General features: G+C 70.4%; 13 protein-coding genes. 10 read left to right on the plus strand and 3 right to left on the minus strand.

The genetic code is table 11. The features are described from left to right. Nucleotides 1–530: hypothetical protein (locus VFO68_RS07415; RefSeq protein ID WP_325157425.1), on the plus strand; the 530-nt coding region annotated here is incomplete at its 5' end. On the opposite strand, the gene VFO68_RS07420 is transcribed toward VFO68_RS07415, so the two are convergent. Continuing rightward, nucleotides 518–1,375 carry an alpha/beta hydrolase gene (locus VFO68_RS07420; protein WP_325157426.1) on the minus strand — a complete coding sequence of 286 codons (858 nt, stop codon included), beginning with the start codon at nt 1,373–1,375 and terminating at the stop codon, nt 518–520. The genes VFO68_RS07415 and VFO68_RS07420 overlap by 13 nt on opposite strands. Nucleotides 1,376–1,431: 56 nt before the next feature. Between VFO68_RS07420 and lspA the strand changes: the two genes are divergently transcribed. From lspA to VFO68_RS07445, 5 genes are all read left to right on the plus strand, one after another. Beyond that, the gene (gene lspA / locus VFO68_RS07425) at nt 1,432–1,989 is read left to right on the plus strand and encodes a signal peptidase II (protein ID WP_325157427.1); all 558 of its coding nucleotides are present in this window, start codon (nt 1,432–1,434) and stop codon (nt 1,987–1,989) included. Between the two features lie 41 nt (nt 1,990–2,030). Beyond that, a complete protein-coding gene (locus tag VFO68_RS07430) occupies nt 2,031–2,915 on the plus strand; it encodes an RluA family pseudouridine synthase (protein WP_325157436.1) in 885 nt (294 codons plus the stop codon). Nucleotides 2,916–2,970: 55 nt separating this feature from the next. Then, on the plus strand, nt 2,971–3,525 hold the full coding sequence (locus tag VFO68_RS07435; protein WP_325157428.1) for a SigE family RNA polymerase sigma factor: 555 nt from the start codon (nt 2,971–2,973) through the stop codon (nt 3,523–3,525). Continuing rightward, entirely contained in the window at nt 3,525–4,319 is a 795-nt protein-coding gene (locus VFO68_RS07440) for a hypothetical protein (protein ID WP_325157429.1), read from the plus strand. Before VFO68_RS07435 ends, VFO68_RS07440 begins: the two co-directional genes overlap by 1 nt. Before the next feature lie 131 nt (nt 4,320–4,450). Next, nucleotides 4,451–4,750 (plus strand): hypothetical protein, encoded by a 300-nt coding sequence (locus VFO68_RS07445; RefSeq protein WP_325157430.1) that lies wholly within the window; start codon nt 4,451–4,453, stop codon nt 4,748–4,750. Between the two features lie 12 nt (nt 4,751–4,762). Here the strand turns inward: VFO68_RS07445 and VFO68_RS07450 are convergent, their stop codons facing one another. Then, nucleotides 4,763–5,623, minus strand: coding sequence for an AsnC family protein (locus VFO68_RS07450; RefSeq protein ID WP_325157437.1), 861 nt, complete (start codon nt 5,621–5,623; stop codon nt 4,763–4,765). A gap of 157 nt (nt 5,624–5,780) precedes the next feature. Between VFO68_RS07450 and VFO68_RS07455 the strand changes: the two genes are divergently transcribed. The 4 genes from VFO68_RS07455 to VFO68_RS07470 are packed head-to-tail and all read left to right on the plus strand — an operon-like array spanning nt 5,781 to nt 9,988. After that, a complete protein-coding gene (locus VFO68_RS07455) occupies nt 5,781–7,190 on the plus strand; it encodes an extracellular solute-binding protein (RefSeq protein WP_325157431.1) in 1,410 nt (469 codons plus the stop codon). Then, complete coding sequence (locus VFO68_RS07460) at nt 7,183–8,127, plus strand: sugar ABC transporter permease (RefSeq protein ID WP_325157432.1); 945 nt, start codon at nt 7,183–7,185, stop codon at nt 8,125–8,127. The genes VFO68_RS07455 and VFO68_RS07460 overlap by 8 nt, the downstream gene beginning before the upstream one ends. Next, complete coding sequence (locus VFO68_RS07465) at nt 8,124–8,942, plus strand: carbohydrate ABC transporter permease (RefSeq protein WP_325157433.1); 819 nt, start codon at nt 8,124–8,126, stop codon at nt 8,940–8,942. The genes VFO68_RS07460 and VFO68_RS07465 overlap by 4 nt, the downstream gene beginning before the upstream one ends. Next, nucleotides 8,942–9,988 (plus strand): ABC transporter ATP-binding protein, encoded by a 1,047-nt coding sequence (locus VFO68_RS07470; RefSeq protein ID WP_325157434.1) that lies wholly within the window; start codon nt 8,942–8,944, stop codon nt 9,986–9,988. The genes VFO68_RS07465 and VFO68_RS07470 overlap by 1 nt, the downstream gene beginning before the upstream one ends. Nucleotides 9,989–10,010: 22 nt before the next feature. Here the strand turns inward: VFO68_RS07470 and VFO68_RS07475 are convergent, their stop codons facing one another. Next, entirely contained in the window at nt 10,011–10,607 is a 597-nt protein-coding gene (locus VFO68_RS07475; protein WP_325157435.1) for a Uma2 family endonuclease, read from the minus strand. Nucleotides 10,608–10,755 lie beyond the last annotated feature (148 nt).

The raw sequence follows: 10,755 nt of genomic DNA on the forward strand, positions 1-10,755 counted from the left end.
GTGGGCATGTGGTGTCCGCGCAGCAGTCCGACGCCGCCGGCAACACCTCGCTGCCGGGCGCGACCGCGTTCACCAGCGGCGCGCTGCCGCCGGCCGTCATCGCCCCGGCCGACGGCGTGGTGCTCACCGCCGCACCCGCCGCGATCACCGGCACCGGGCATCCCGGCGCCGAGGTCACCGTCACGCTCAACGGCCAGCCGATCGGCCAGACCACGGTGAACGAGCCGCCGGCCGACACCGAGTGGCTCGCGGCCACCGCGCCCGGCCTGGTGAGTTGGAGCGTGCCGGTCCCGGACCTGGCCGAGGGCAGCTACACCACGGTCGCCACCGAACGGTTCGGCGGCGCGACGGTCGGGACGACCACCAGCACGTTCAGCGTCGTGGCCGCCCCCGTGACGACCCAGGTCGAACCCGCCGCCGACGACGACGGCCGGGCCGGGATGACCGGTCTGCTGGTCGCGCTCGGTCTGGGCGGGGTGGCGGTGCTGGTCGTGTTGCTGCGGCGGCGCCGGGCCCGTCAGGCCAGGTGAGCGCCGACGAAGCGCATGATCTCGGGCAGCACCCGGTGCCAGTAGGCGCCGTCGTGTGCGCCCCTGGTGAGCGCGGCGAACTCCGGCTGGGCCTTCTCGACGAACTCCCGCGCCCCGTCCGCGAAGGAGTCCTCGGTGCCGCACCAGATGCCGATCGGGGTGCCGGTGAGCCCGTCGACGTGTTGCAGCGGCTCGAACTCGCGCCACTGCGCCTCGTCGGTCCACGCCTTGCGGGTCTCGGCCACCGACCACTGTTGGAACAGTGCCGGGCTGGCCAGGGCGACCGCGCGCAGGCCCGGGCGGCGGCGGACCAGGTTCAGCGCCCCCCAGCCGCCCATCGAGAAGCCGAGCACCGCCGTCGGCGCGAGGAACCGGCGCTCGGCGAGCCAGCCCGGGACCTCCTCGACCAGCATCCGCATCGGGTCGTCGCCCTCGCGGTCCATGAAGTACGCCCGGCCACAGTCCACGGCCACCGCGGCGAACGGGCGGACCCCGGCCCGGACCGCCGAGGTGAGCAGCCTCGGCAGGCCGAAGTCGATGTAGTCCTTGGCGTTGCCGCCCCGGCCGTGCAGCACCAGGCACACCGGCAGCGGGCCGGACACGCCGTCCGGACGCATGGTGACCAGGTTGACGTGCTTGCCGCGGGCCGCCGAGTACACCCGCTCGACCACCACCGGACCAGCGGGAACGTCGGGGACGCCGGACTTGCGGGGCTGGGCGCTGCCGACCGCGCGGGGCAGTGACGGGCCGTCCGGGATCACCGCGCCACCTCCGGCCGCGCCGACCAGACCGAGGCCGAGCCCACCCAGGAGCAAGCGGCGGCGAGAGAAGGATGCATTGCGCATGCCACACCCCTCCGATGCGCGGGCTTGGCGGAGCCCGCTTAGTGGACAATAGGCTGATGAGCATCGATCCGGACAGTGATTCGCTACCGCCGAGACGCGGGATCTGGCTGGCGCTGGTCGCCGTCGTGGTGCTGATCGCGGACGTGCTCACCAAGGTCGCGGTCGTCGCCACCCTGGAGGGCGAGCCGCCGGTGCGACTGCTGGGCGGGTTCGTCTACCTGCAACTGGTGCGCAACCCCGGCGCGGCGTTCTCGATGGCCACCGGGATGACCTGGGTGCTCAGCATCATCGCGGTGTCGGTCGTGGTGACCATCATCTGGATCATGCCGAAGCTGCGGTCGGTCGGCTGGGCCATCGGGCTCGGGCTGGTGCTGGCCGGGGCGCTGGGCAACCTGTCGGACCGGGTCTTCCGAGCGCCCGGACCGCTGCAGGGGCACGTGGTCGACTTCGTGTCGGTGTTCGGGCCGAACGCGGAGTACTTCCCGGTGTTCAACGTGGCCGACTCGGCGATCGTGTGCGGCGGCGCGCTGATCGTGCTGCTGGCGCTGCTCGGCAAGGACTACGACGGGCGCTCCACCCGCACCAAGGCGGCGACCGAGGTCGAGACCTCGTGAGCGATCTGCGCACGCTGCCCGTCCCGGAGGGGCTGGACGGGATGCGGGTGGACGCGGGCCTGGCGAAGCTGCTCGGGCTGTCCCGCACGACGGTGGCGGAGTTGGCCGAGGCCGGTGAGGTGCTGGTGGACGGCCGGGTGGCCGGCAAGTCCGACCGGCTGGTTGCCGGAGCCATGCTGGAGGTGAGCCTGCCGGCGCCGCCTGCTCCGGTGACCGTGCTCGCGGTGCCGGTGGACGGCCTGATCGTGCTGCACCAGGACGACGACATCGTGGTGGTGGACAAGCCGGTCGGGGTGGCGGCCCATCCCAGTCCGGGGTGGACCGGGCCGACCGTGATCGGCGGGCTGGCTGCGGCCGGGATCCGGATCTCCACCTCCGGGGCGGCCGAGCGGCAGGGCGTGGTGCACCGGCTGGACGTCGGCACCACCGGCGTGATGGTGGTGGCCAAGAGCGAGCACGGCTACACCGAGCTCAAGCGGGCGTTCAAGGAGCGCACCGTCGACAAGATCTACCACGCGCTGGTGCAGGGACACCCCGACCCGAGCGTGGGCACCATCGACGCGCCGATCGACCGGCATCCGCGGCACGACTACAAGTTCGCCGTCGTGGCATCCGGCAAACCGTCGATCACGCACTACGAGGTGCTGGAGGCGTTCCGGGCGGCGTCGCTGGTGGACGTCCGCCTGGAGACCGGCCGCACGCACCAGATCCGGGTGCACTTCGCGGCGCTGCACCACCCGTGCGTCGGTGACCTCACCTACGGCGCCGACCCGGTTCTCGCCCGCCGGCTGGGCGTGACCCGGCAGTGGCTGCACGCGCACACCCTCGGCTTCCACCACCCGGCCGACGGCCGCTGGGTGTCCTACACCAGCGCCTACCCGGCGGACCTGCGCTCCGCCTTGGACCTCCTCCGCGCGGAGAGCTGAGCCCTACTTTCCGGTGCGGTGCAACGTTGCGGCCCGGCGGTGTGTGTGAAGGAATGTGAGTCTGGAACGCGGAAGCGACGACGAGGAACGTTTCCGGGCCTTCGCCGCCGGATCCGCGGTGTCGCTCGGCCGGTTGGCCTACCTGCTGTGCGGTGACCGGCACTTCGCCGAGGATCTGGTCCAGTCCTGCCTGATGAAGCTCTACCGGGTCTGGCCGAGGATCGACCAGCCGGCGGCGGTGGACGCCTATGTCCGGCAGGTGCTGCTGCGGGTGTGGCTCAACGAGCGGCGCAAACCGTGGCGGCGCGCGGAGTCGCGCACCGGGGTGGTTCCGGATCTGGCCGCGACGGGGTCCGACCCGGCACTGGGGGTGGGGTCGGACCACGTCAGGCAGTTGCTCCGACAGGCTCTTGCGGAAGTTCCGCCACGTCAACGCGTCGCGGTGGTGCTGCGTTACTGGTCACAGCTTTCGGTGACCGAGACGGCGGCCATCATGCGGTGCTCGGAAGGAACCGTGAGAAGCCAGACCGCGCGCGGGCTCACCGCCCTGCGCGCGGCGATGACGCGGCTGGGTGGTGCGGCCACCCTGGCCAGGGAGCTGAGTTCCTGATGAACGACAAGCAACTCACCGCCGGCCTGAACCTGCTGGCCGACGAGTATTCCGAGCCCGTGGACATCGACGGGGTGATCGACGCCGAGCGGTCGCGCAGGCTGCGCCGCCGGTCCGTGGCCGCCGTGACGCTGGGGATCGTGGTGCTGCTCACCGCCGTGAGCGTGGTGACCGTCACGATGAACCTCGGCCAGCGCGACCAGGGGGCAGGCCCGCCGACGAGCACCGCGGGCCCCACCATGATCAACGGGAGGAAGGCGGTGGCCCGCGAGGTCGACGACCGGGCCCGCAAGCTCACCGCTCAGCTCGCCGGGGCGAGGACAGCCCTGTTGCCGAACCTGACCGTCGGTCCTGATTCCGAGAACACCAAGGGCTTCCGGGAGGGCACCCCGCCGGGGCTCGAGTTCGGCAAACTGGTCCTGGTGGAAGATCTGGACAAACCGCAGCGTTTCGTGCACTACGAGGCCCTTGCCAGGCTGTCCGACCAGCAGGGTGTCGCCACCTTCAGGATCAGTGTGTACAGCCCGGAGACCCCCGAACCGGATGGCTGCTATCCCGGGCTGCCGACCTGCACGAGCCGGACGCTTCCCGACGGTACGAAGGCGACCTGGCGCACCCATCTCGGCGACGCGATGGGGTGGAACCAGGCGATGACGGCCCGCCGGCCGGACGGCACGCTGATCATGGTGCGGATCAGCGTGTGGAACCTCAGCAACGGGGACAAGCCCACCCGGCCCGAGGTGCCGCTGACGCAGGACCAGCTCTACCTGTTCGCCACGGTGTTCAGCTACTGATTCGACGGACAATTCTGGGCATTTCTTCTGCGCATTTGCCCGCTGCGAATGTTCAATATTGTCCAGTTTAACGAGCCATTCCCTGGGGTACTTTCGTTCCGTTCCTGGTGCTGGTCCGAAAGGAGTCGGGCATGGTTCGGAGGCGTGTGGCGGCTGGGGCTGCGGCGGTGTTGACGGCGGTGGGGGTGGGGATGGGAGTGCCCGGTTCGGCGCAGGCCGCGCCGGTGTCCTACACCTGCCAGTCGGTCAGCCCGATCTTCTACCTCCAGGAGACCTTGGTGATCGGGAGTGGGTGTTCGGGGCCGGCCGGCACCCAGGAGCGGGTCACCATCAGCCATGTGAGCGGGTTTCCGGTCCGCTCCTGCGCCTGGGCCACCGCCGTGTTCTTGTCCGACGGCTCGCTGTCCGTCGGCGGCCACCAGTGCCACTGACGCCGGCCCTGGTCAGGGTTCGACGGTCCAGGTGAGGGTGCGGGACTGTTCGTCGGGCCGGGGGCTCCAGCGCACCGAGGTGATCACCGTGCTCTCCGGCACCACGTAGACGGTGTGGCCGCCCGCGGTCTCGCCGGGGGCCACACCGATGCGGTACGGGGGGCGCGAGGACAGGGACACCGGCGCCTTCTGGATGGTCTTGCCGTCGGGCGTCACCAGGACCAGGTACAGATCCGGCAGGGTCTGGAACGGGACGCCGCCGCGGTTGGTGAGCTCGGTGTGCACGACCACCGAGCGTTCGCCCTCCTGAAGGCGGTAGCCGGCGGCGGTGAACAGGTAGTCGGCCGGGTCGACGACCTCGACCAGCTGGATGGCCAGACGCTCGCCCTCCAGACCCTCGGTGAGCAGGGTGGCGCCGACGGCTCCGGTGCGGGTCTCGCCGTTGGTGCGGTCGGTGCGGGTGGTCGGGACGGTGAGGTCCTGCGGCGGTTGGTCGCCGCGCGCCCAGGAGGCGGTCTGCGGTGGGCCCCAGGTGCTGATTGGCCGGGGGATCGGGTTGCTGGGCGGGCCGGTCTGGGCCGGGAACGGGTTGCTCGGCGCGGGCGGCGGGTACGGGCCGCTGGGCACCGAGTGCGGGCCGGACGGGCCGGGTTGGGCGTAGCCGGCGAACTGGGCGGGGTAGGGCTGCGGCGGCGGGTAGACCGGGCGGGCGGCCAGGGCGGCGCGTAACCGGGCCGGGTCGCACTCCACGCCGACCAGCAGCGGCAGGCCGGTGGCCGACAGCGCGACGAGGCGGGACGCCACCTCGCGCGGGTCCATGCCCAGGCGCGCGGCGATGTCGTGCACCGCGGCCCTGCCCATGTCGGCGACCATGCCGAGCAGGCGGGCGTCCACCGGGTCCGTCACAGCTCGAACCTACCTCGTCAGGCCGACCGGCGTGCTCATTGCCGCGCCGCAGGTCAGAGCTTGTCATGGTACTACCATTGATGGAAGATTTCCTGCGCCACTCGACGATGAGAAAGGTGCCCACATGCGACAGAAGACGCTCCTCGCCGCGGCGGTGTCGACCACGCTGCTGCTCACCGGGTGCCTCGGACAGCAGCAGGACAGCGGGTCCGACAGCAAGGCCAACCAGAACGCCGACGCCAAGGACGTCACGCTCACCATCACCTCCAACTCGGTGGCGGGCGGCAAGAACGCGGCCGGCGCGGCCTGGATCACCGACTGGGTCATCCCGAAGTTCACCGAGGCGCAGAAAGCCAAGGGCGTCAACGCCACGGTCAAGTTCGACGGCATCGGGTCGGACGACAAGGACTACAAGACCAAGATCGCGCTGGACTTCAACACCGGCGGCGGTGGCGACGTCGTCGAGATCGACGGCATCTGGCTCGGCGAGTTCGCCCAGGCCGGCCAGGTCAAGCCGCTCGACGACGTGGTCGGCAAGGACAAAGTGGACGCCTGGGACGGCTGGGGCCAGATCCCGGACGCGGTCGAGGCGCTCGGCCGGTTCGAGGACAAGCGCTACGGCATCCCGGTCGGCACCGACGGGCGCGTGCTGTTCTTCAACAAGAAGCTGTTCGCCCAGGCCGGGCTGCCGGCCGACTGGCAGCCGAAGAGCTGGGACGACATCATCGCGGCCGGCGAGAAGCTCAAGACCGTCCCCGGCGTGATCCCGATCCAGCTCAACGGCGGCACGGTGATGACCGAGGCCACCACCATGCAAGGGGTGCTGCCGCTGCTGGTCGGCACCGGCAAGACCGTGTACCAGGACGGCAAATGGCTCGGCGAGAGCCAGAACATCAAGGACGTTCTCGGCCTCTACCAACGGGTCTACGGCAGCGGGCTGGGTGACCCGCTGATCCAGCAGGAGGCCAAGGGCCGGGACAAGTCCTTCGCCCTGTTCGCCGAGAACAAGCTCGGCATCCTGATGGAGAGCGACTACTTCTGGCGCTCGGTGCTCGAACCGACCAAGGGCGTGGCCAAGATGGCCGACCGGGACACCGCCGTCGGCTGGGCGATGGTGCCGGCCAGGACCGGCGGCGCCGGGGTCGGCGGCCAGGACTTCGTCAGCATGTCCGGCGGCGCGGTGCGGATCGTCAACCCGAACACCAAGTACCCGCAGCAGGCCTGGGAACTGTTGCAGTTCATGAACTCCTACGACGCCACCAAGGCCCGGCTGGCCGGGACCGCGCAGATCACCCAGCGCGAGGACGTCAACAAGGAGGTGCTCGCCAAGGACCCGATGCTGAGCTTCGTGGCCACCAAGGTGCTGCCGATCACCCGGTTCCGGCCGGGCCTGGCCGACTACCCCAAGGTGTCCTCGGCGTTGCAGCAGGCGACCACCGACGTGATCACCGGCAAGAGCCCGGACGAGGCCGCCGCGACCTACCAGCAGGCCCTGGTGAAGGCGGTCGGCCAGGACAAGGTCGCCGGTGGCTGACCCCGGCGGCACGGCTCTCCTGGAGGCCCCGGCCCCCAGGAGAGCCGCCACCCGGCGGGACACCGCCGGGCTGGGCACCTCGCGGTCCATCGGGTTCGTGGCGCCCGCGCTGGTGCTGATCGGGATCTTCCTGATCTTCCCGGCGCTGTGGACGATCTACATCGGCCTCACCAACTACCGGCTCACCGGGGTGGACTCGGTGTCGCCGAAGGTGGTCGGGGTGGCCAACTACGTCGAGGCGCTCAACGACGCGCTGTTCACCAACTCGCTCTGGCTCACCTTCGTGTTCGTCATCGGGTCGGCGGTGATCGGGCAGAACGTGCTCGGCTTCGCGCTGGCCTGGACCATGCGCTCGGCCCGCCCGGCGCTGCGCAGCACCGTCGAGGCGCTGGTGCTGCTGGCCTGGATCCTGCCCGGCGTGGTGGTCGCCTATCTCTGGATCGCGGTGTTGGACCGCAGCGGCGGCACGCTCAACCTGATGCTGGACACCCCGGGCACGGCCTGGTTGCTGCAGTACCCGATGACCTGCCTGGTCGTGTTCAACACCTGGCGGGGCACGGCGTTCTCGATGATGCTGTACAGCTCGGCGCTGGCCGCGGTCCCGCCCTCGCAGCTGGAGACCGCGCGGATGGTCGGCGCCGGCCGGCTGCGCACCGTGCGGGACGTGGTGTTCCCGCACATCCGCGGGCACGTCCTGACCAACACGCTGCTGATCACGCTGTGGACGTTCAACGACTTCTCGCCGTTCCTGCTCACCGCGGGCGGTCCCAACCACCAGTCGGAGACCCTGCCGGTGTTCATCTACCAGCAGGCGATCGGCGGCGAGGGCAACGGCCGGCTCGGCTACGCCTCGGCCATCTCGCTGTTGCTGCTGCTGGCCAACCTGGTGCTGGCCATCGTGTACCTGGCGACGCTGCGCCGGAGGCGGGTCCGGTGAGCGCCGTCGTGCTGCGCCGGATCGGCTACACCGTCTTCATGGCCGTGGTGCTGGCCTTCTTCGCCATTCCCATGCTGTGGCTGGCCAGCGCGCCGTTCGACAGCCGGCCCGGGGTGGGGCTGCGCTGGCCGGACTGGACCCTGGACAACGTCCGGTCCACCTTCGACCACCCCTACGCCCTCGGCTCGCTGCTCAACTCGCTGATCCTGTGCGTGCTGGCCACCGCGGTGACCGCGGTGTTCGCCACGCTGGCCGCGTATGCGCTGTCCCGCACCCACATCCCCGGCCGCGACGTGCTGCTCTACGTGCTGCTGCTGCTGTCCAGTGTGGTCACCGGGACCGCGGCCATGGTGCCGATCTTCATCATGATGAAGCAGCTCGGGCTGATCAACTCCTACTACGGGACCGCGCTGGTGATGGCCGCCGGGATGCTGCCGGCCGCCATCTTCATCCTGAAGGACTTCGTCGACTCCGTCCCCCGCTCCTACGAGGAGTCGGCCCGGGTGTTCGGCGCCTCGCCCGGGCAGGTGCTGCGGCACGTCGTGCTCCCGGTGGCCCGGCCCGGCATCGCCACGATCCTGGTCTGGTCGTTCGTGCAGGCCTGGGGCAACTTCCTGCTGCCGTTCCTGCTGCTGCGCGACGTCGAGACCCAGCCGGGTGCGGTGCTGCTGCAGACCATGCGGGACGAGGGCGGCGCGGCCAACCTCACCGTGATCCCGGTGTTCTCGCTGCTGTACTCGCTGCCGGTGATCGCGTTGTACCTGTTCGTCAGCAAGCGGTACGGGTTCCGCTTCCACGGAGGGATCAAGGCCTGATGGCGGAGATCGTACTGACCGGACTGTCCACTGTGTACCCGAACGGGGTGCGGGCGGTGGACGCGCTGGACGCCACCATCGCCGACGGCGAGTTCTTCGCGCTGCTCGGCCCGTCCGGATGCGGCAAGACCACCCTGCTGCGCACCATCGCCGGGTTGGAACCGGCCAGCGCCGGCACCGTGTCGATCGGCGGCCGGGACGTGACCGGAATGGAGCCCGGCCGGCGCCGGGTGGCCATGGTGTTCCAGGACTACGCGCTGTTCCCGCACATGACGGTCGCGGAGAACATCGCCTACCCGTTGCGGGTGCGGCGCGCGCCGAAGTCGCAGCAGCGCGAGGTCGCCGAGCGGACCGCGGGCGACCTCGGCCTGGCCGGGCTGCTGGAGCGCCGGCCGGGCCAGCTCTCCGGCGGGCAGCAGCAGCGGGTGGCGCTGGCCCGGGCCATGGCCATGGAGGCCGACGTGCTGCTGCTCGACGAACCACTGTCCAACTTGGACGCCCGGCTGCGGCTGGAGGCCCGGACGTTTCTCAAGCGGTTGCAGCGTGAGCTGGGCATGACCACGGTGTTCGTCACCCACGACCAGGCCGAGGCGCTGGCCCTGGCCGACCGGATCGCGGTCATGGAGGCCGGCCAGATCCGCCAGGTCGGCAGCCCGCGCACGGTGTTCCAGCACCCGAACAGCACGTTCGTGGCCAACTTCATCGGCTCCACCCCGATGAACCTGCTGCCCGGCGAGGTGCGCTCCGGCACGGTCCAGGTGGCCGGCGCGAAACTGGCCGAGGCCGACCTCCCGGACGGCACGCCGCTCGTGGTCGGCATCCGGCCGGAGTACCTGCATCTCGGCGACGACGGCATCCCGGGCACCGTGTCGATCGTGGAGAACCTCGGAATCAGCTCGCTGGTCACCCTGGAGTGCGCCGACGGCACCCTGGTCGGCGTCACCGTCCCCGAGCACGAGGAGCCCCGCGTCGGTGCCCGGTTCGGCGCCGCCCCGCACCCCGGCCGCCTGCTGCTCTACGGCGAGGACGGCAACCTGATGCCCTGAGACGGCAAGGCTACTGGCCCCGTCAGGCGAGGCCGGCCTTCCAGGCGTTGCCGGACTGGACCAGCAGGGCCGGCACGATCGTGATCGGGAACGGCCGCTCGGCGTGGAACGTCTCGCTGCCGGAGACGAGGGCGGCCTGGTCGTATCCGGTGTCGTTGAGCTCGAAGACGGTGAGGTTCGGCCGGTTGTGGTCGGGCTCCACGATCCAGTACGACGCGATGCCGAACGCCTCGTACTCCCGCTTCTTGACCGTGCGGTCGCGTTTGCGGGTGCTCTTCGACGCGACCTCGATCGCCAGCAGCGGCGGGCACTCGATGAAGTCGGTCGGTTCGACCCACTCGTAGCGGACCACGATGACATCGGGAATGCGGAGATGGTCCTGGGCGAAGTTGACGCCGTTCCCGGACAGCACGGCGAGATCGTCTGGGCAGTGCATGCTGAGCATCGATGCCAGCCGCGTGGCGACCAGGTTGTGGTTGTTGAGTGGCGGCGGTGACACCTCAAGCACCCCGTCGACCAACTCGTACCGGTTTCCATCGTCCGGCAGTCGGTGCAGGTCGTCGACCGTCAGTGGCCGGTCCCCCTGCGGCCAGACGTCGCTCAGTGTCACAGCGCTCATCGTGCCTCCTCATTCCTACCTCCGCCAGTGTCGCACGGTGATCGGTCGATCACGCGTTCGACACGCTAGGCGGGGGGACCGACAGTCCTGATGCGACGGTTCAGGCGGTCCGGTCCGAGCGCAACACGGCGTAGAGGACCTCGTCGTG

The sequence above is a fragment of the Actinophytocola sp. genome (genome assembly GCF_035712165.1).
In the GTDB taxonomy this organism is placed as follows: domain Bacteria; phylum Actinomycetota; class Actinomycetes; order Mycobacteriales; family Pseudonocardiaceae; genus DASYTH01.

What these genes read in the sequence shown, in the direction of transcription:
- VFO68_RS07455 (WP_325157431.1), top strand. Translation starts at nt 5,781, where the DNA reads ATGCGACAGAAGACGCTCCTCGCCGCGGCGGTGTCGACCACGCTGCTG.
- VFO68_RS07430 (WP_325157436.1), top strand. Translation starts at nt 2,031, where the DNA reads ATGCGGGTGGACGCGGGCCTGGCGAAGCTGCTCGGGCTGTCCCGCACG.
- lspA (WP_325157427.1), top strand. Translation starts at nt 1,432, where the DNA reads ATGAGCATCGATCCGGACAGTGATTCGCTACCGCCGAGACGCGGGATC.
- VFO68_RS07440 (WP_325157429.1), top strand. Translation starts at nt 3,525, where the DNA reads ATGAACGACAAGCAACTCACCGCCGGCCTGAACCTGCTGGCCGACGAG.
- VFO68_RS07445 (WP_325157430.1), top strand. Translation starts at nt 4,451, where the DNA reads ATGGTTCGGAGGCGTGTGGCGGCTGGGGCTGCGGCGGTGTTGACGGCG.
- VFO68_RS07475 (WP_325157435.1), bottom strand. Translation starts at nt 10,607, where the DNA reads ATGAGCGCTGTGACACTGAGCGACGTCTGGCCGCAGGGGGACCGGCCA.
- VFO68_RS07450 (WP_325157437.1), bottom strand. Translation starts at nt 5,623, where the DNA reads ATGGTCGCCGACATGGGCAGGGCCGCGGTGCACGACATCGCCGCGCGC.
- VFO68_RS07420 (WP_325157426.1), bottom strand. Translation starts at nt 1,375, where the DNA reads ATGCGCAATGCATCCTTCTCTCGCCGCCGCTTGCTCCTGGGTGGGCTC.
- VFO68_RS07470 (WP_325157434.1), top strand. Translation starts at nt 8,942, where the DNA reads ATGGCGGAGATCGTACTGACCGGACTGTCCACTGTGTACCCGAACGGG.